Source organism: Ralstonia sp. RRA (assembly GCF_037023145.1).
Lineage (GTDB): Bacteria > Pseudomonadota > Gammaproteobacteria > Burkholderiales > Burkholderiaceae > Ralstonia.
Genome location: NZ_CP146093.1, coordinates 201,175 through 220,157, shown reverse-complemented (window position 1 = coordinate 220,157; position 18,983 = coordinate 201,175). Strand labels below are relative to the sequence as shown.

Genomic DNA, 18,983 nt, shown 5'->3' with positions numbered 1-18,983 from the left:
AGCTACGCAGCGGCGATGATATGCCCGGTCGCATGGCGCGATTGGACGTAACCACACTGTTGCACGGCGTATGCCCACAATGCTGGCGCTGGGCTGTAACCCGGTGCGTCCCGGGTCTCGCTATCTTTCAGGACAATCTCAACAGCGCGCACGAAATATTCCATCGGGATTTCCATCTTGTAGGGGAGGCTCGCCTTGTGATGCGCCGCGCTGAAGGCCTCCCAGAGCACGGTCGCGTCGTTGACAAGCCGGTAGTTGGTGTCGAATGCCTCGGGGACGTAAAACCGCGTGAAGGTCCAAGCGCTCGCCTCCGGGTAACAGGTTTCGTCATAGCCGAGCAAGCAAGTCGCGACATCATCAGCATCGCGTATCCCATAGAACGGCAACTCTTCGACCATGAGGCGCGCGATGATCTGCGTGGCCCCTGCCGCCTGCAGCGATTCCTTCTTGGCCAGCAACTCCTCCTGGCCGACCAGGAAGGTGTACAGCCTGATCTGCTGCCGATCGAGCGTATCGTGAATGTCGCGCAGCCACTCGTACTCATTGACGTTGTAGCGCTGTGCCTCATCGCAAAACAGGAGAATCGTTCCGCTGCCCGCTCGGGCCGCCGCCTCCCGCAGCTTATGGGTCAGCCGGAACCGCTTGGCCGTGTTGGTTCCCGTCTGCGGCTCGGGATAGCCGACGGCCTCCAGCAGGTTCGACAGAAAGGGGCCCTCCGCATGCTTGGGCTTGTGCTCGCACTGCGCGTGGAAGGTGGAGATTTTGGGGTAGTTGCGGGCGAGCAGGAGCCGTATGTATTCGATCGCCCGGGTCTTGCCAATGCGTGAGGGTCCGTAGATCAGCGCCCCAGGAACACGGTACCGCAGGCACCGTGTCACCAGTTCATAAAAATCCTGGATCGCTGCCGTGGCGATCCGGTAATTGCCAGTGACCAGAGGGTGCGTAGCCGGATCAACCGGGCGGGGGCGTTCGACAGACATGGTGGTCCTCCTTGCGGGCGGCCCGCCTAGGAAATCAGTCCCGTACCAATCGTGAGGCGGCGTGGTACACCGGGCGCTGGCGGCGGCGATGGTGAATCGTCAGCGACGGCATTGGAAAGCGGCGCAGAAATGGGTACGGTGGGTCGCAAAGGCGTGTAGATCGTCGGCGCAGTCGACAAAACACGGATGACGTGCGCGAGATCCGTGGCGGCTTTGCGTGTGTGTTTGGCGTGCGCCAGCTTCTCTTGGACGAACGCCTCGATCACGTTGCCTTCCATCCCTTTGCGCATGCCGCGCTTCTTACGCCATTTCAGGATCTCTTTGCGCAGCCGCAAATCGTGGGGCACCAGGCCCCACGCGCCCTGCGCCTGCAATGGCCCCAACTCGGCTCCATCCGCGAGAAACGCCCGTACGCCGCGCAGGTCTTCGACGTTGGAATAGACAAGCAGCTTCGTACCGATCAGATGCGTCGCCGCTGCCAGGGTTGTGCTGGTGTAGCGCACACCGTGCAGGTTGATGTGAGGACGCACACCTTGGTGCAAGTAGGCACGCACCGTGTGCCTCGACGCGGTTTGCATCAGGCACAGCGTGCGACGCCGATGCTCGGCCAACCAGGAGAGCATGCTCTGCTTGACACGGATCAACCGCTCCATGGCCTCCAGAGGCGTGATGTTGTTCAGCCCGCTGTGCGGTGTACCGTTGTAACTGGCGATGGCATATTCGACGAGTTCCGTCAGCTCATCGGAGGACAGGTACAAGCGGAGATTGCCCTTCGGATCGGACAGCGCACGCCGAAGGTCACGCGGATGCGATCCGGTGTAGCCAGGCAGACGCGACGACATCTCTTGCGCAATGGTCGCAAAGAAACGCTCAATGTAGGGGCGCTCGTCCGGGTGGTGATAAGGGCCCGCATCGACAATGCAACCCACGAACTCGCACAAGGCACTGAGCGTGTCGTTGGCAAGATTTGCTTTGGCGTTGTCGAGCTTGATCCACTCCCAGCAAGCGTAGGCGAGCTCGGGCAGTTTTTGCGACGGCAGGCCATCGTGCTTGGAGTACGCGAGATTGGGAAGGGTGAAGGTCATGGGGCGATGAGGCTCCAGTGCCTTCTCCATCGTCTTGATCACGTCATGACGGCTGTACTCGCGCGCGAGCACGACGTGATAACCCAGGATCGCGCGAGTGCAAACGTCGATGATGACCAGCAGCCAGATGCGCTCCATTTCGAACTCGTGCTCAAAACCCAAAGGGTCACGTACCACCACCTTGAGCCGAACATCCAGACGGTGCCCGTCGAATTCCACGACCTGATAGGGGCGCACGGCCGCGGGCGATACGGCATGTCCGTCCTGCAGGGGCAAGCCTTTGAGGTGAGAGGCGCCCGCCGCGCGCGCAGCTTGGCCGAAGGAGCGCAGCATTTCCGCCTTGAGCCGGTTGGACAACGAGCGGATTGCCAAATAGTCCATACAGAGCGGGTAGTCCGTCGCCTTCAGACCGAGCGACCGACATTGCTTCAGGAACTCCTCATGCAGGGCTTTCAGGCCGCGCAGGCGCGTCTTGAGCTTGCCATCCGTGCTGACCTGATGCAGCACGACCTTGCGTTGCCGAATCTGAGCCCGAAGCCACGTCACCAAGGCGGGATGGCTCTCGAAGATTTGCGATATCGCCCCGGCCGTACCGCGACTGCCGGTCTGCCCCTGGACGACGATAGGGGCAACGCGCGCGTATTCGGCAATCCGCACATTGGGAATGACGGCGCGAAAGCCCCAGATCCGTCCATCGGGGTGTGTCTGCAACGCACGATACAACCACCGATATAGTTGGCGACGATCGATACCGGTGGACAGTTCAATTTCGTCGATAGCGTCGCCTCGTGCATAGCGCTCGATGGCGGCAGTCGCCATGCGTACCCGCTGCTGACGCCCCTCCGTGAGCTCCGTCCATGCAACTGACGGCCAGGACGCGAGGTCGAGATGCTGGAGCTCCGGTTTGCGGCGCATCAGGACTGTCCTCCCGGTGCCGAGAACAGTGTGAGCAGCGACAACGCTTCCGTATGCAAGGTCGGTGCCGAGAGCTTGCCCGTGCGCAATAACTCATACACCGCGGTGCGAACCAGAACGGGATCGCCTGTGGCGTACTCGCGCTCAATGGTCAGGAGTTGCCTCGGCTCAGCTGTCGCAAAGCGCCGGATCGCTGTCAGCAGACTCGCCGCTGGCAAGCCGCGATTGGCCACGATCGTGGGTAACATCCGTTGCCAGTTGTCGATCCAGACTCGGGATGCAGCGAGTTCTGCCGGCGGCACCACACGAATATCGATCTCTGAGTCGTCCAGTTGGCGCCCTTTGTCGACGACCATGCCCTCGTCGTCTGACTCTGAGAGCAACACCAACTCGTCCCGAGTTTCATAACGGACCCAGAACTCGGCCAAGTGTCGCTGTCCGCCCACTAGGATGAACCCAGGCCTTTCGCAAAAACGCTGAACGTCGGGATCGGCCTCCAGCCTCAGCCATTGATCGAGAGCCGCACACCGATAGAACGACACCCGGCGCCCCAATTTGAGGCTGAAGGCCTCGAGCCGATGCGCTCCGCGAGGTCGCGGGATCGGGATCGGGCTATCGAAGGACTGACTTTTCCCCATAAGATCAAGGCCTTACGAAGGGAGTGGAAGTCTAGGATGCCAATTGACAAATTTAATGCGGGCTTACGCCTATTGACGCTATTGCCTCGCTTTCAACGTAATTAAAATTGTCACTACAGAGCCCGCGTTGGCTCAGTTTCGCCAAACCGTAGTGACATTTTTATTTTGTTCTACGCCGATGCGCTCCGCGAGGTCGCGGGATCGGGACCGGGCTATCGAAGGACTGACTTTTCCCCATAAGATCAAGGCCTTACGAAGGGAGTGGAAGTCTAGGATGCCAATTGACAAATTTAATGCGGGCTTACGCCTATTGACGCTATTGCCTCGCTTTCAACGTAATTAAAATTGTCACTACAGAGCCCGCGTTGGCTCAGTTTCGCCAAACCGTAGTGACATTTTTATTTTGTTCTACGCCGAGCAAATCAAGCCGACGCTAAGCGCAGTGCGCGAGCGGCTGGGCACTGGCAGCATGAACACCATCCACCGCCATCTGGTTACTTGGCAGGGTCAACAAAAGCCTGCCGCGCGCAAGATTGGCGATCCGAACCCCCGCCTGCTGGCCGCACTGGGCACCGAGTTTTCGCGGGTGGCCGAGGACGCCGCGGCCGACGCCGAGGCCGCACTGGCGCAGGTCATGAGTGAAAACGCGGTGCTGGCCAGCACTGGCGAGGCTCTGGAAGCTGAACGCGACGCCCTGACGCAGGAGCTGCAGCAGGTTGCGACAGAGCGCGACAAGCTTGCCGGCAAGGCGGCCGAGCAGGCAGCAGAGATCGAACGCTTGAATGCAGAGTCGGAGCGGGAGCGCGGCGAACTCGCCGCCGTTCGTCGGGCGCTCGCGCAAGTGGAGTTGCGCCTGGAAGCGCTGCCACACTTGGAGCGCGAACTGAGCGAACTGCGCGCCCAACTGGCGGCGGAACAGGCCGCCCGGGTCGCTGCCGATCGCACAGCCGCCGTCGCCGATGCGCAGCGTGAAGCTGCTGACATCGCCCGAATCCAGGCCAACGAGCGCTTGGCCAACGCCGAATCGCGCGAGCACCAGGTGCGTGCCCAACTGGCTGAAGCGCAGGCCGCGCATGAGCGCACCCGCGAGAAACTAACCGAGGTCGTCGGTCTTGAGGCCGGTGCCCAGGCCGAGTTGCGAATGCTGCGCGAGCAAATTGAGGCCGCGAAGCCGACACCAGAGTCGGCACCAGATCAGCAGACCGGTCAACCGCCGAGCAAACCAAACTCACGGCGCAAGGGGGCGTAGCAACGCCGCTTACCTACCCACTGGGCGGCACGGCCCCCCTCTGCATTGCGCCCTGCCCGCCATACAGTCCTTCCCCTAGCCCTCTTCACATCCGGAGTCATCGCATGCTGCGGTCGTTTGGCCTGGTTGACCAATTTCGCACACTGGCGGCATTCGTTTGTGCCGCCACCCTCGCCTCCACACCGGCTATTGCACAGGATGGCGTACCCGCACTCGCAATCACCGCGCCGAACGGGGCCAAAAGCGTGCTGGTCGCCACTCTCCACGTCCCCTATCAGGGCATGCGCCAGCCGGCGATGTCGGTGCTCCAGGGCGCCACAAGTTTTGTCATTGAAAGTTCGAGGGCCCAAGGTCCACAGCCTGTCGAACTCCAGGGCGCCGATCTACTGGACCCCGAGGTGTTTGCTGGTCGGGCCTCTCGTGCACCATGGGCCCGGTCATTGACCGATACACAGGTTGAATTTCTTCAGCTGCGCGCGAAATGCGCAGCACCTCAACGTCCCGACCTGGCCATCGAAATGCTGCAGCACAAGAGTCCGCGTATGGCCGCCGCGTACGCTTGGATTCCCTGCACAGAATTGAGCAACCTGTCCAGAGACGCGATATTCGCGATAGCGGCACTGCGCTACAACGTAGCGATAGTGCCTCTCGAAGATCAGACCGACTTGGAAAACCGGCGACGCGCGGTCCCGGATCGGATCTATTGGCGCCTGCTGATGGGCGGCTTGAACATCGCCCGCCAGCGAGAGGATTTCCGTCAAGCTGTTATCGCATTCAATCGCGGCGACTATGAGAGGATCGCCGCTCTCGCGAGTCTGGGTAACGAATCTCCAGAGGATGCGGCGATCTATCACCGCCTGATGGTCCACGACCGCAATTTGTCCTGGATGCCGCGCTTGCGCCAAGCCCTCGACGCCGGCGGCGCGGTGGTCGCGGTTGGTGCTGCTCACCTGCCAGGGTCCGACGGACTCATCGCACTCTTGCGAGCGGACGGCTACCAAGTCAACGACATTCTGCTGCCGAATGACACAGCAATGGAGATGCAAGCACCATGATGGATGATGCAATGCATCGCGCTCAAGATGTCGTCTATGGCCAAGACCAAGCCGCGCAGATGCGAAAGGCACCGGGCCTTGCGCGCATCCGCGCGGCAGCATCTGACTCCAGTTGCACGGTATTGGACCAGTCGGTCTGGAAGCGCACTGAGCTGGGCCCGGTCCTTGATCTCCTCACGACTGAAGGATCAACCCAGCGGGTCTACGTCGACGTGCCCATCGCCGCCGTGGTTGGCTTAACGCATCGGAATTTCAGCAAGGCCTTGACGTGGCGCGGCATGCTGCAGGACCTGCACGGTTTTGGCTGGGACGAGCGCGTCATTGACTACTGCGAATCGGAAATCGGCCACCAATCATTTCCCGCCCCTGAGGCAGCGTACGAACTGAAGCTGGCCGCCTACGGCGGGGCTGTGACGTGCACCAACGGCGTCCACCGCCTGGTCGCGGCCGTGAACTGGTTGGGCGCCACGCAAGGTGAACACGCCGTGCTGCGCAAGGTCTCGGTCTGGTACCGGCCGACCGATGCCTCGTTGGTCAGTGCGTTGCGCGCGCTCGAGCAGCAAGGCGCCCGATTGCGTCTCGGCTGCGCCAGAGACGACGCCGGCATCCGCCGTATGTGGTTCATCGAATCAACCACCGCGCACCGCGTCAGCTATTTCCACGTCACGCCCGGACGCTGCACTCCAATTCAGGTCGGACCGCGCTGGGTGGCAAAAGCACGAGCATGGGCGGGCCTAGAGGCCGACGCCGTACATTTCGTGTCGGAGTGGTTCGATATTCCCCCGACCGTTCTCGATACGGTGGTAAAGGATGCTTGGATCGACGCGCAGATCCGCGCGCCCCGCTACGAGGCCCCTCTTGACTAAATGAAGACGGTGAGTCCCGTTGTCCAGCACGACTGGCCTTGCTATTCTTCCCTCGCACGCAGTAGCGCGCACAATTCGCCATCTCGCGATGGTCAACCACCTTGAAATCTACGCACTCCATGGCGACGAAATCCAAGACCGCAGCAAAGAAAGCCGCACCGGCAAAGAAGACCGCCGCCGCCGCGGCCCCGACCATCAAGCCGCTGAAGGACACCTTCACCAAAGCCAGCCTGGTGAGTCACTTGGCCGAGCAGACAGAACTTGAGGCCAAGGCCGTGAAGTCCGTGCTCCTGCATCTGGAGAACACCATCCTGAGTGCGCTGCACAAGAAAGGCGCCGGCGAGTTCACGCTGCCTGGTCTCTTCAAGGTGGTATCCGTGAAGGTACCGGCCACCAAGCGTCGCTTCGGCAAAAACCCTTTCACGGGCCAAGAGCAATGGTTCGAGGCCAAGCCGGCCAGCGTGCGTGTCAAGGTGCGCCCGCTGAAGAAGGTGAAGGACGCCGCTCAGTAAGTCCTCCGCTGCCATTCGTGCCAACGGGAGGCCAAGCCTCCCGTTTTCATTGGCGCGTGTGCCCAACGCAACCCATGAGGATGTCTTGTCTCTCTTTCCCCAGCGTAGCGCGGACGTGCGCCGCTACAAGTTCATCAATTGGAACGTCGTACTGAAGCCGGCTCTGCAAGAGAAATTTGAGAAGGTCATCACTGCAGCCGAGCAAGCAGGCTACCTCGAACGGCTATACGTGCGCGTCGAACGCGAGCACCGAACTGTCACCCTATTCCCAGGCCAGCATCCGGTGGGCGCTTCGCTGAGAAAACAGGGCTCGACAGCGGCGGAGCACGGAGCCGCACTTGTGTTCTCTCAAGCCAAAACCGGCAATGTCGCCGTGCTGCTCTATCCGTACGAGTCTGAATTCATGCGGCAGCCCGAAAAGCTCATCGTTTGGCGAGTGTTCGTGGGCCCGAACGATGTCACACAAAGCGTCATCGACGCAGCCGTGGCCGACGCGTTCCGATACTGGCGCGTATCCAGTGTGCTCGACGGTGGTTCGCGGTGGGATCGTTGGCGCATCGGAATGCTGCGGCGCCGAGACCGTTACCAATCGGCGGAGAAGGCGATGACGACTCGGCCAAGCCTGGTAGCAAGGGCCGTCGGCGCGTTCCTTGCCTGGTGGCCTGTTGCTGCCTTCGTCGCGTTTAGTGCCCTCGTGACGGTCGTGACCGGCTGGCACGACTTCAGCGACAAGTTTGGTGCCGCTTTCCACTCAACATCCACCGCAGCGAAAGAGTCGACGACTACATCAAAGACAGGCCGCGCCAGCGAAGCGGCGGCGGCCCCCTCGACAGCGCAGGATCGCTAGGCCCGCACCCGTAGTTACGGGTTCAACCGAACTGGGGGGCGAGGCATCCCTGTTTTCGGGTAGTAGCTGTAGTACACGTCAACAGCGCGGGCCCAGCAGTCGAGCAACTCGTCCGAGTGGTCGCGTACCCGCTTGGCCAAGGCCTCAGCGTTCGGGTGGCTCATTCCGAACGCCGGCGCACCAGTCGCCACGTCGAACGCGCTTCGTGTCCAAGCAGAAAGCGAACGCCTTCGCCTTCTCGAAGGGATAGTCGCAGGGCACCAGGGGGTGCAGCGACTGTAGCGTGGCGGCGCTGGGCACCACAAAGCCTGCGTCATGGAAGTGCTGCCGGCCATGCGCTTCAAAGTCGTAGTCTACGAACCCAGCCGGGCTGTTGTATTCGACCCGCGTAATCTCGGAGGCGGTGATCGGCGCAAACGAGAGCCACCACGTGCCTTCTTTGGTTGTGGTCGATTTCAATAAATGCCGCCGTCTCGTGAGAGGCAGACGCCAAGGATTTTCGACGTATGCGGAAAGGCCCATAAGCTTGGCTTCATCGGGCTTTTCGCCACGACGCGCGTAGTACTCGACAAAGGGCATCAGAGTGGCTGTGTCGGCCGACATCTCCACCGTCAGGCGCACTCGGGTTTTGTTCATGACGATGCCATTCTTGGGTGCGACCCCATCGACGCGGGTCAGATACTCCATGTCTCTCGCGGTCAACGTTTTGTCGCCTGTCGTCAGGCCGTGACCATCAGCATCGGGATCCGTCGTCAGCCAGACCACTGAGTTGCGAATGCTTCCGTCACCATGCTTCACGTGGCCACGCGAAATCCCCATCGAGAGGATCGTTTCGGCGTACGAGACGGACGTGAAATGGTAGAACTTCATCCGCGTTCCTTCATCGTTGTGTGTGTTGATAGTTCAGCAACGCGATTGACCGAATGCGGTGTCAAACGGGTGCCGACAAGCTTTCTTCATTCAATTAGTCGCAACTGTCCTAGGCGCTCCAATCGCTCGCGGTCGGCCTGATCACTATGCTCCGGTGCGACCGGGTGGGCAGCGCCGCAAATCGTGCAGATCCAAAGCTGCACCCGGTGTGCCGCGTCGAACGATGTTACGCCGGCATTTTCGGGAACGTGGTCACGCAGGACGCCACAACTGTTGCAGGCGAGCCATCGTGTGTGGGATCTCATGGGAGTGCTTCGAGGGTTTTGGCCCGTTCGATGATAGCGCGCACGTTCGCAAGGCAAGGTGCTCGCTCATACAGTGAACCAACTTCAATGCCGATTTTGGCGCCACTGAGCAAATTGCTGGCCGTCGATTAGTTCGAAGCCAAACTCGCGCCCGACCTCGGCGGCCCCCGAAGTAAAGCGGCTTGTGGTAATGACGATCCCTTTGCTGGTGCCGCTGCTGCCGCGATCAGCAAAGGCAATGGCCCCATGCAGTTCACGCACGATTTCCGGGCCGACACTGCGATGCGCCGCCCAGCATTTGCATTGTACGATCCAAGATTGGCCGCTCTCGTCAACCGCGTATAGATCGACGCCACCATCGCCATCCCGACTGGCGGCCTGGTGAATCACGCGCAGCCCTCGTTCCCTGAGCAGTTGCATACAATCCCGCTCGAACTCAAACCATGCCGGCCGCGCACCTTCTGGCGCGGTTGATACCTCTTCGTAGATCATGCGCGATGCCGAGCGGCTGCGGTAGACACGCACCCGCTCAGCCTCCGCCATTGCCCCGCGAGTGTGTGGGCGCACGAATGTGAACCCTTCTGGAAGGTGCATTCCATACCGCTGTGCGAGAAAACGCTGAGTCGCCGATGTTGTTGCCGCCCGGCGCAGGTGTTGAGTGACAGCGTGTGGGGCACGACCAGATTCGTGCGCGTGTTGTGTCGCCTGCCGTAGATTGGGCCGGCTATAGCGTACGCGCGGCAGGTACACCACCGTCGTCAAGTCACGGCCACGGCTGCGGCGCGTTGTCGTTCGCGTACCAAACAGCGACTCTCGCTCCTCCACCACAAGAAAGTCCCGGATGATCGCAGCTGCGATCAACTGCAAGCTCAACTCGGCGTCCGTGTTCCACGTCACTTCGCCATCATCATCGCGCGGGCGGATCAAGCGGCCACCTGTTGCGCGCGGCGGATCGCTGGCAATGCCAATCGCGACATGGTGGTAGCGCTGCGCTGCGTCGAGAAATTGGCACGCGAACTCGCCTTGGTTCTCAAAGATCCGCACCGCCACGAATGGGCCGAACGCCACTTCTACTCGTGCGCCCCACGGGATAGTCCATTGCCGAGCTTCCTGTGCTTCGCGCAGCATCGCCTGAATCGTCGCTTCAGCTTCGTCTTCGGTGCCATCGAGCGCGACGCCGCGCATGGCTTCACAGACATCCGACAACGGGACCGGAAAATCGTTTGGCCCGAGGCGCTGGCCCGCGTCAATGAGGTCCAGCATGTCCAGACCGCTGCGCCACATCTCCTCGATGTCGGACAGCGACGCTTCGAGGTTGAACGGCGCACTACGCAATTCCAAACCGTGTTGCCCAGTGTTGGCGAACCAGGGCCGGTGGGTGCCGCCCTGCGTGATCTTGTCATCCAACAGAGCAGCCTCGAACGTCCAACGTGCGGCTTCGGACAACATTTGGTCGCCCGCATCGTTGAGCAGCGGAATCAGCTTGTCGAGCAAACAGAACAGCGCGTACGTGTCATGCAGCACCTCAACACACGCCCGATACGCAGCTTCCGCATCGGGGGCTGGACCCGCCAATGCTGCCAGCCAACGTCCGATCAATGGCGCACGCGCCACTAGCACCCTGCCCTGCTCGGCAATAATGCCCTCACCGAGCCAGTTGCCCTCTTCCGTGACGACCGGTGGTACGCGGTCATATGCCTGTCGCTCTGCAATTCCGCGCACGAAGCCAGCGGCGAGGCGGCGATTCCGATACACCTGCCTGCCCCATGCGACGCGAGCCTTGTCTGTTGCATTTAGGTCGCCTGCCCAGGGCCCGTCATAGTTCAGCTCCGACCAGACGTCTGACGCGGGTTCCGCCCAAAGCGGGATCGCAGGAGCGGCATCGGTTGTGTCAGCCTTTCGTTCGCGCTCGAATGGATCGAATCGCTGACCCTCGCGTGACCCCTGCAGTCCAGGCACCGGATGTTGCCATTGCTGCTCCATGCCTTGGAGTGAGGGAGCGGTTTCCCCAAAACCCGAATGCAACTGCGCCTCAAACCAAACAGTTTGGTACCCCTCCGGCGAAACGGCGATCATGCGAAAGCGACCGCGCTGGCGAATCGCCGCAACCACTGGATCAGCGCTCGGCCGCATCCACCGTGTGTGGGGATGGGGATTCTTTCCCTCTGTCATCAACGTAAAGGAAAACACCATGGAGGGGGTGTTGTTCCAACGCCAACCAATTGCGACGCACGTCCGCTGTCGACGTAGCCGTTGGATGGTGTCACGGTCCTGGGCGATGAACACTATGCAAGCAACGCCATCTTCACCGATCCAGCCAGGTCCGAAGAACCGTTGACCCACCGAGGTTCCCTTGAACGGCTCCGCCAGCGCTTTGACTTGGGCGGCCGTGGCATGTTCTATCGTCGTGGCAACCGCGCGCGCCACCGGCACTCGTTCGTTCCGGGGGAATTGCTTAGCAGGTGGGTTTTGGTCGGCGGGCATAGGCGAATCGGCAAGCTCAGTTCGTTGTGCCATACAGGGCAGACTGGCGATCAGCGGTCAGATGCCACCGCTGGGCAAGGTTGGCCGCTTCGGTGTTGCTGGCCAGGACCGCCTCAGCCTGCGGAAACAAGGCAACGTAGCTCGTTGCAAAGAAGCTCATGAAAACGAGGGCCACGCTTACGAACCTAGCGGCCATCGCCTCCTGGTCGCAAAGCGCTTGTGCATCGCGAATCTGCAGAATGCTGAGCCAGCTCGAGTGCGCGTAGCCGCAGAGGAAGCTGTAGATTTGGCGGATATAGACGGGGTGGAAACCGGCGGCGATGCCAGTGTCGATCCAAGACTGGCCGGCGCGCCATTCGCCCTTCAGAACCTTTTTACGCATCGGTTCGGAATACTGCTGCCAGACGCCGTGGGCTTCGATCTCGATCTGGAGTTGATCGATCCTTGTCTTCTCGTCGGCCAACTTCTGTTGGTGCTCTGGCGCACGTGCCGGATACGCCTGTCGGTCCAGTAGGCCGGCACGACGCCAGATCATATGGCGGAATTGTCGGACCTCCACATCTTTGCTGCCGTAGATGTAGGCGAACGTGAGGTAGGTCTCCAGAGCCGCGCGCGCAAGAATCATCACGGAACTGTGGTCGATGTGAAGATCTGCGCCATACCCGGCAATATCGATTTGGACCGGTTGGGCTATCAGGCGCAGCGAGGCTACGTGGTAACAGAATTTTTTGCCCAGCACTTGCGCATCGTTCATCCAAAGCTGGTCCACCGGGATCTGCTGCCCGGCCTGGGACTCAACGAGCTGCATCACCAACGTGAGCAGGCGCTCAAAGTCCCCCGAAAGATCATGGTTCAGCACTGATGCAGTCATTGCAGATATGAAAAAGCCGCCCGAAGGCGGCTCCTGTAACGTGCGAGTGTGGCCTCAGCCTGCAACCCTTACGCGCCGGCCTGCCAACACCGATCCTGCTACTTTGGGCTCCACTACCGACCGGCGCGCGACCGCCTGTTCGCGCGTCAATTTGGCGAACACGGCGAGGCGCGCGGCGACCTGTTCCGGCTTTTCGGCCAGGAGCGCTTGGCGTCGAATTTTGCGTGCTGTCGGCTTCATGGTTGATCTCCCTTGCGCATTGCGGACAGGACTGCCCCCAGATCGCGCTCAAGTCTCTCAATCTTACCCTTTTTCTCCACGACCCGTGAGTAGCCCAGGCTTTTGTAGAAATCTACCAACTCGGGAATGGGCCGCTGCAATGAGGCCGTCGTGCAGTCAAACGCCGCCGCACAGAATTCCAGGTAGCGCACTGCGATCTTGGCAAAGCGGCCCTGCAGCGGGTTAGGTGCCGGCGCACGGCTGAGCAGGTGGATCGACGCGACCACGTGTCGATTACTGATCCGCCCCAGGATCAAGCCACACAAGACATGCGTGTGATCCGGCAACTCCGCATAAACGGCGGCCTCCACGCGGCGCGGCCGACGGCGAGCCCGTGTCAACTCGCGGGACCATAGCCAGCCTGGGGCATAGCCTCCGAAGGTCCAGCGATCTGCAGCATCGACGTCCGTCCGTCCGATCGGCCGGAAGCGCACCGTTACCCCCTCTTCTACCGCGACGGCCGCGCTGGCCGCCGCGCCTGCCAGCTCGCGACGCTCAGCGCAGCGGCTTTCGGCAGTGTCCCAGTCTTGGCGCTGGGCCGCCATTTTTGAGGTCGGCGACGACATTTCGGTCTGGATGGAGGCTATTGGGCTGATTCTAACATGCCTAAAAGCGCACTCCATCGAGTGAAGTGCGCTTTTTACTGTGGTTGATAAGTATTCTTATCATGTACTGTGAAATTAATGTACGCTTTCGAGAACGTCACTTTTTCGCGTTTTCCAACAGGCCCGGAAACCCAAGCCCGACAACGCTTCGCCGCCCATGGACCCGCTCGACCCCGACCACAACCCTGAACCACCCCCCAGCCTCGAGACGCTGCAAAGTGAAATAAAGCGCACTCGACCCACCCGCCGCCGCGTTGTCGTTCGACGCCACCTCCACCGTGGCCATTTCGCGTTCCTGCGCGCGGTCGTCCAGGGGCTGGATGCCCGGCCGATGTGGGCGCGCTACCTGGCCATCGATGGCGAACTGGAGGCGCAGGCCGAGCTGACGCAGGAGACCTTCGTCGCGCACCCGAAGGTACGGCGCATGACCGCCTGGCTGCGCGCTGAACTGGCGGCGGCCGTGCGCCGCGCCGGCCACTACGGCAAGGTGCGCCTGATCCGCATCGACCTCTCCGGCCTTGCGCAGCGCGGACCCGCGTTGCCAGCGCTGGAGGAGTTCGCGCTGGAGAACGGGCTGGATGACTTCAGCATCGAGGAGCAGCTCGAAGCCTATCGGGAGCGCTTCGGAGACGCGGTGCAGCGGGCCGAGCGCCGGACCAAGCTGATGGAGCGGCAGCTGCGCCTGCTGGCCGACCTGGAACAGGTGCTGGCGGAGCCGGTGCGGGTCGACGACCACTGCCACGCGTGGCTGGCCGCGGGCGTCGCGGATCGGCTGGAGGCCGCCGGCGTAGCCACCATCGGCACCCTGATCGACCGTATCAACAGCCTGGGCGGCGGCTGGTTCCGCGCGCTGCGCGGGGTCGGCGAGAAGAAAGCCCACGCCATCGAGCGCTTCCTGCGCGCGAACGCCGACACGCTGGCGCGCAAACTGGGCGAACACGCCCGGATCCCGCGCCGGCAACTCACCGCGCACGAGCGTGACCGCGTGGTGGCATCCGGCACTGGCCTCCTGCCCCTGGAAAAGATCGTTGTGCCGGCCGCGCTCGACGGCAGTAACGGCCGTTTCCGGCGGCCCCCGGTCGAGTGCCTGCTGGACGCCCAGAACGACTACGAGGCGGTACTCACCTGGCTGCGCTCGAAACCGGGGCTGCCGCCTGCCGAGATCGCCCGGCGGCGCACCGGCCGGCGCGATGTCATCACCGAGCCCGGCCCGCTGGATTGGCTGCACTACCTGTCCAACACCCAGCGCAGTTATCGCAAGGAGGCAGAACGCTTTCTGCTGTGGGCCATCTGGATTCGGCGCAAGCCGCTCTCGTCGATGACGACTGAGGACTGCGTCGCCTACCGCGATTTCCTGGCCGACGTGCCCGACGACTGGTGTGCGCCACGCTCTCGGGAACGGTGGACGCCGAGCTGGAAACCGTTCGAGGGCAAGCTGTCGCCCGAGTCGCAGGCCTATGCCCTGACCGTGCTGCAGAACCTGTACCGGTACCTCAACGACAAGAACTATCTGAGCGGCAATCCGTGGGGCGGCGTGCGGGCGACGAATGGTGGCAAACCACAGCTGGACGTTGGGCGCAGTCTGACCGAGGACCAATGGGCGTTTGTGGTGGAGCGCCTGTTCCTGCTGGAGCGCACGTCATCGAACCTGCGGCTGCAGGTCGCCTTGCCCTTGCTCTACGCCACGGGCTTGCGTCTCGCGGAGATCGTGGGAGCGACAACGGCCGACCTGGCATGGCGCAGTCTCGCCCTCCCCCGCTCCGGCGAACGCATGGACGGCTGGTGGCTGACCGTGGTCGGCAAGGGGTCGCGTGTACGTGAGGTGCCAGTGCCCGATGAGGTCGTGCACGCGCTGGGCGCGTACCTGGACTCCCGCGGCTTCCCCAGCGACCCCGCCCAGATTCGTGAGCCGGTGGCCCTGCTCGGCCACGCGACCGATCAGGCTGAGCGTGCGCCGTGGGCAAAGCGGGACACGGCGAGCCCTGCCGCTCCGCTGACGCCGGGTGTGCTCTACCGGCAGATCAAGCGCTTCTTCCAGGCCTGCGCAACCGAGTTGGAGGCAACCGATCCGCAGGGAGCAGCACGGCTGAACGAAGCCAGCACGCACTGGCTGCGACACTCACACGCATCACATGCCATTGCCGCCGGCACGCCGGTCGAGATCATGCAGCAGAACCTGGGGCACAAGTCGCTCGACACCACGACGGTCTACGTGACGTCGGAAGAGGCCATTCGGATGAAGGAGCTGCGGGGGTTTTGGAAGCGTTCGTGATTTTCGAATGCGGGGGCCGCAACTTCCCCGTCTTTGCAGGCTTAGCCGGCACTGTCCTTAAGCTGGCGCCAAGATCAAACGAAGCCCGTCCTTCATTGGGCTAACTTTCAGTATATAGCGAGCCCCCGTGAACCCCTCAATGAGTTGTCACGTGGAAACTCGCCCCGCAAGCATCCCCAGCTGCATTGCTGCAGTTTCCACGTGACAACTTATCAGACGAGTGTCATGCGCACGCAGAATCATGCGACATGTTGTCGCCGACTGCCGCCAGAGACCGTACTTCTGAACCTTCTATTGCATCACATAGATGCTGGATAGTGACGCCAGCAAAGGGGCCCATCGCGTTTCCAGGTGGCAGCTACCAATGGGGTTCGGTAGATCCGTAAAAGTTTCGCCCAGACTTCGCGTCATTGCGATCGCCGATTCGGCTAATAGCTCCAAGTGTTCCCGTCAGCCACGAAGCCCGTTCGCCCGAACCGCACATGCAACGTATGCTTGGCACGAGTTTCCACGTGACAACTGCACTCCAGCGTCAGGAAAGATGTGACGGGTTGTCACGTGGAAACTGGTCGCAAAGTTCAGTCCACAGTGCATGACGAGGATAGTTTCCACGTGGCAACTCATTTACAACGGCTGATGAGAAAAACACTAAGAGAGATAAGAAATTCCTTGAGTTCACAGCAAGTCTCGCTAAAATCACAAAAACCTTGGAGAACCTATGAGCGCATTTACGATTGCAATCGCAAACCAAAAAGGTGGCGTAGGTAAGACAACGCTGAGTCTCAATCTCGCATCTGCCTTCCAATCTGGAGGCACGGACGTCGCTCTAGTCGACGCAGATCCTCAGAACACCTCATTGCGATGGGCAACAAGCGGTGAGGAGCCTCTCAAGATTTCGGTGGCGAGTCTCGCTCCCGCAGGTTCTAAGATCGGAAACGAAATCCAAAAATTGCAAGGCAAATACGATCTTGTCGTTGTGGACTGCCCTGGTAACCTTGAGGACCCGCGAACGCCCGAGGTGCTCGGCATCGCAGATTTCTGCCTGATCCCAATGGGGCCATCGCCGGCTGACTTGTTCAGCACTCTGGCAATGATTAACGAAATCAAGAACATCAAACGGCGCATCAATCCGGAATTAGCTTCCGCACTGATGCTGAACAACATCAATGGCCGTACACGCATGCGAGAAGAAATCCTTTCGCTGCTGAACCAGCAAGACGTTGGTACGCATCTGCTCCAGAGTCAAATTGCCCAACGTGAAATCTATCGGCAGCTGTTTGCTCTTGGGACTACCGCACATGAGTGCGGGCGATACATGAAGGGGTTGAAGGAAGCACGCGCTGAAATCGAGTCGCTGGTCCTTGAGTTGACGCAGCACATCACTCAATCGCGTTCGCAAAAGGTGGAAAATGTCTAAGAATACTAAGGACACTAAAGTGCAAGGCGCCTCGACAACAAAGGGGCAGCCCATCCCAAAGCTCACCCTCGCGAGCGGGCTGATTAAGGGGTTCAAGAACGAGCAGCAGGCCATTCAGACTCGCGAGCGAGAGCAGGAACCGCCTCCGGCTTCCCCTCAGGAGCAAGAATCTCAACCCGTTACCGAGACAACCGCCAACACGGTGGAACCTGCTGCCGGCCCAACTGCGTCCGCAGTTGGTGGGCGCAAGAGCATCGCAATTGCCGATTGCGTCTCGAACCCGTACAACCCTCGCGTCTTCTATCCAGAGGCGAAAATCCAAGAGTTGGCCCTAACCCTTCAAAGGGAAGGCCAAATTGAGGCCATCAAGTTCACGCGCCTACCTCAGTTCCCTGGCAAGTATGTGATCATCGACGGCGAGCGTCGGCTGCGTGCGAAGAGATCGCTGGGCGAGACGCACATCGATGCCGAAGAACGTCATGACGTACTGCCCATCGACCTCTACACCACGGCTTACCGAGCGAACAACGACCACGAGCGGCAGTCAATCTTCGATGACGCGATTGCGTGGCAGCAATTGATCGAGCAACAGGTGGTCGCGGATCAAAATTCGCTGGCTGAGAAGGTCACCAAAGACAAGGCATACGTCAGCAAGGTTCTTTCGCTGAACGCACTGCCGAGAGCCATTCTAGAGCGCATGGCAGAAAGTGCTGATCGTGTGGGGTTGCAGGCGGCCTACTGCCTCAAGTTGATCTTCGACCGTGTCGGGGAGGAAGGCGCTGATCGTCATCTGACGGCAGTTATCGAAGGCAAGAGAACGGTGCGCGAATTGGAGCTCATCTTGCGCAACCTGCAAGGCCCGGGCGCTACCGCGAAGCGAAGTCGCACTCGCTACCACCAGCTTTTCGATTTCAAAGCTGATGGTGTGCAGCGCGGCCAACTTAAGACATTTCCTGACGGCCGAATTAGCTTGGAGCTGAAGGAAATTCCGGCTGATAAACAAGAGGCGCTGGCTGAGAAGCTGAAGGCACTGGTTGACCAAGAGTTGGTAGAGCCATCAGCGGGCTAGCAACAGCACGCTGTATGCAGGTTTTTCAACGACGAGGCCCAGGTGTACCTGGGTCTTTGTCTTTTTTTGACGCTCTCTGAAAGAGACGCAGCGTTTACTTTGTTTACGTAAACACTTTAAACCTTTAAACAACATTTAGGCTCCGGAAACCCAAGCCCAGTAAGGCTTTGCCGGTCATATGGTGCATAGATTTGTGGATTGGGTGAACACCATTGGGGAACGCCGGTTGTGGATTTGGGGCTACGGTGAAAGCCATTGGGGCCAAGGGGTTGTGGATTTGGGGCTTTGGTGAACGGATTTGGGGCGCCGCCAGCGAACCCTAAAGGTGAAAGGATTTGGGGATGGCGAGGGTGAACAGATTTGGGGAGAGCCACCCTAGAGTACAGCCCAGGTGCGACACACGAGACCGTAGGTTGGACCCGCTTGGTGAACGGATTTGGGGAGATGAAAGGTGAAAGGATTTGGGGCGCATGCGAGCAGGCACTCCCGCACAAATCCATGCCTGCAAACATAGGTGAAAGGATTTGGGGATTCCATAGGTGAACGAATTTGGGGTAACCCCGTGAGTACCCACTTCCATCCAGCCCCAGGCTCCCGGGCATAGGTGAAAGGATTTGGGGAGGGGAAGGGTGAAAGGATTTGGGGCAATTGGCTCCGAAAGCGC

16 protein-coding genes are annotated in these 18,983 nt (G+C 60.7%); 8 read left to right on the top strand and 8 right to left on the bottom strand.

What is annotated here, in order from left to right; all coding sequences use genetic code 11:
• Positions 1-2 precede the first annotated feature (2 nt).
• Genes V6657_RS28010 through V6657_RS28000 form a run of 3 tightly spaced genes read right to left on the bottom strand, consistent with a single transcriptional unit; the run spans position 3 to position 3,408 of the window.
• Positions 3-980 carry an ATP-binding protein gene (locus V6657_RS28010; protein WP_012435599.1) on the bottom strand — a complete coding sequence of 326 codons (978 nt, stop codon included), beginning with the start codon at positions 978-980 and terminating at the stop codon, positions 3-5.
• A 26-nt stretch (positions 981-1,006) separates the two neighbouring features.
• A complete protein-coding gene (locus V6657_RS28005) occupies positions 1,007-2,983 on the bottom strand; it encodes a DDE-type integrase/transposase/recombinase (protein ID WP_024542519.1) in 1,977 nt (658 codons plus the stop codon).
• The gene (locus V6657_RS28000) at positions 2,980-3,408 is read right to left on the bottom strand and encodes a hypothetical protein (protein ID WP_249262879.1); all 429 of its coding nucleotides are present in this window, start codon (positions 3,406-3,408) and stop codon (positions 2,980-2,982) included. The genes V6657_RS28005 and V6657_RS28000 overlap by 4 nt, the downstream gene beginning before the upstream one ends.
• Before the next feature lie 613 nt (positions 3,409-4,021).
• On the opposite strand from V6657_RS28000, the gene V6657_RS27995 reads away from it, so the two are divergent.
• The 5 genes from V6657_RS27995 (at position 4,022) to V6657_RS27975 (ending at position 8,147) form a co-directional block, all read left to right on the top strand.
• Positions 4,022-4,867: a DNA-binding protein gene (locus V6657_RS27995; RefSeq protein WP_012435602.1), complete on the top strand. Its 846-nt coding sequence runs from the start codon at positions 4,022-4,024 to the stop codon at positions 4,865-4,867.
• 104 nt (positions 4,868-4,971) lie between these two features.
• Positions 4,972-5,922: a TraB/GumN family protein gene (locus V6657_RS27990; protein ID WP_012435603.1), complete on the top strand. Its 951-nt coding sequence runs from the start codon at positions 4,972-4,974 to the stop codon at positions 5,920-5,922.
• Positions 5,919-6,788 carry a hypothetical protein gene (locus V6657_RS27985; RefSeq protein ID WP_021197350.1) on the top strand — a complete coding sequence of 290 codons (870 nt, stop codon included), beginning with the start codon at positions 5,919-5,921 and terminating at the stop codon, positions 6,786-6,788. The genes V6657_RS27990 and V6657_RS27985 overlap by 4 nt, the downstream gene beginning before the upstream one ends.
• 119 nt (positions 6,789-6,907) lie before the next feature.
• On the top strand, positions 6,908-7,300 hold the full coding sequence (locus tag V6657_RS27980; protein ID WP_012435605.1) for an HU family DNA-binding protein: 393 nt from the start codon (positions 6,908-6,910) through the stop codon (positions 7,298-7,300).
• Positions 7,301-7,385: 85 nt separating this feature from the next.
• The gene (locus V6657_RS27975; RefSeq protein WP_004635272.1) at positions 7,386-8,147 is read left to right on the top strand and encodes a hypothetical protein; all 762 of its coding nucleotides are present in this window, start codon (positions 7,386-7,388) and stop codon (positions 8,145-8,147) included.
• A gap of 144 nt (positions 8,148-8,291) precedes the next feature.
• On the opposite strand, the gene V6657_RS27970 is transcribed toward V6657_RS27975, so the two are convergent.
• The 5 genes from V6657_RS27970 to V6657_RS27950 form a co-directional block, all read right to left on the bottom strand.
• Positions 8,292-9,017, bottom strand: a complete 726-nt coding sequence (locus tag V6657_RS27970) for a hypothetical protein (RefSeq protein WP_004635270.1) — start codon at positions 9,015-9,017, stop codon at positions 8,292-8,294.
• 389 nt (positions 9,018-9,406) lie between these two features.
• Positions 9,407-11,806, bottom strand: coding sequence for a restriction endonuclease (locus V6657_RS27965; RefSeq protein WP_004635269.1), 2,400 nt, complete (start codon positions 11,804-11,806; stop codon positions 9,407-9,409).
• Positions 11,807-11,822: 16 nt separating this feature from the next.
• A complete protein-coding gene (locus V6657_RS27960; protein WP_004635267.1) occupies positions 11,823-12,677 on the bottom strand; it encodes a DUF5677 domain-containing protein in 855 nt (284 codons plus the stop codon).
• Between the two features lie 54 nt (positions 12,678-12,731).
• Complete coding sequence (locus V6657_RS27955; RefSeq protein ID WP_004635264.1) at positions 12,732-12,917, bottom strand: hypothetical protein; 186 nt, start codon at positions 12,915-12,917, stop codon at positions 12,732-12,734.
• Positions 12,914-13,522 (bottom strand): hypothetical protein, encoded by a 609-nt coding sequence (locus tag V6657_RS27950; protein WP_225694715.1) that lies wholly within the window; start codon positions 13,520-13,522, stop codon positions 12,914-12,916. The genes V6657_RS27955 and V6657_RS27950 overlap by 4 nt, the downstream gene beginning before the upstream one ends.
• A gap of 196 nt (positions 13,523-13,718) precedes the next feature.
• On the opposite strand from V6657_RS27950, the gene V6657_RS27945 reads away from it, so the two are divergent.
• The 3 genes from V6657_RS27945 to V6657_RS27935 all read left to right on the top strand — a co-directional run bounded on the left by V6657_RS27945 (position 13,719) and on the right by V6657_RS27935 (position 18,319).
• Positions 13,719-15,833 (top strand): phage integrase family protein, encoded by a 2,115-nt coding sequence (locus tag V6657_RS27945; RefSeq protein ID WP_012435607.1) that lies wholly within the window; start codon positions 13,719-13,721, stop codon positions 15,831-15,833.
• A 718-nt stretch (positions 15,834-16,551) separates the two neighbouring features.
• Entirely contained in the window at positions 16,552-17,250 is a 699-nt protein-coding gene (locus tag V6657_RS27940; RefSeq protein ID WP_012435608.1) for a ParA family protein, read from the top strand.
• On the top strand, positions 17,243-18,319 hold the full coding sequence (locus V6657_RS27935) for a ParB/RepB/Spo0J family partition protein (protein ID WP_012435609.1): 1,077 nt from the start codon (positions 17,243-17,245) through the stop codon (positions 18,317-18,319). Before V6657_RS27940 ends, V6657_RS27935 begins: the two co-directional genes overlap by 8 nt.
• Positions 18,320-18,983 lie beyond the last annotated feature (664 nt).

Excerpts from the sequence above, each read along its gene's own strand:
- V6657_RS28010 (WP_012435599.1), bottom strand. The coding sequence starts at position 980 with ATGTCTGTCGAACGCCCCCGCCCGGTTGATCCGGCTACGCACCCTCTG.
- V6657_RS27990 (WP_012435603.1), top strand. The coding sequence starts at position 4,972 with ATGCTGCGGTCGTTTGGCCTGGTTGACCAATTTCGCACACTGGCGGCA.
- V6657_RS27985 (WP_021197350.1), top strand. The coding sequence starts at position 5,919 with ATGATGGATGATGCAATGCATCGCGCTCAAGATGTCGTCTATGGCCAA.
- V6657_RS27980 (WP_012435605.1), top strand. The coding sequence starts at position 6,908 with ATGGCGACGAAATCCAAGACCGCAGCAAAGAAAGCCGCACCGGCAAAG.
- V6657_RS27970 (WP_004635270.1), bottom strand. The coding sequence starts at position 9,017 with ATGAAGTTCTACCATTTCACGTCCGTCTCGTACGCCGAAACGATCCTC.
- V6657_RS27965 (WP_004635269.1), bottom strand. The coding sequence starts at position 11,806 with ATGCCCGCCGACCAAAACCCACCTGCTAAGCAATTCCCCCGGAACGAA.
- V6657_RS27960 (WP_004635267.1), bottom strand. The coding sequence starts at position 12,677 with ATGACTGCATCAGTGCTGAACCATGATCTTTCGGGGGACTTTGAGCGC.
- V6657_RS27955 (WP_004635264.1), bottom strand. The coding sequence starts at position 12,917 with ATGAAGCCGACAGCACGCAAAATTCGACGCCAAGCGCTCCTGGCCGAA.
- V6657_RS27950 (WP_225694715.1), bottom strand. The coding sequence starts at position 13,522 with ATGTCGTCGCCGACCTCAAAAATGGCGGCCCAGCGCCAAGACTGGGAC.
- V6657_RS27945 (WP_012435607.1), top strand. The coding sequence starts at position 13,719 with ATGGACCCGCTCGACCCCGACCACAACCCTGAACCACCCCCCAGCCTC.
- V6657_RS27940 (WP_012435608.1), top strand. The coding sequence starts at position 16,552 with ATGAGCGCATTTACGATTGCAATCGCAAACCAAAAAGGTGGCGTAGGT.
- V6657_RS27935 (WP_012435609.1), top strand. The coding sequence starts at position 17,243 with ATGTCTAAGAATACTAAGGACACTAAAGTGCAAGGCGCCTCGACAACA.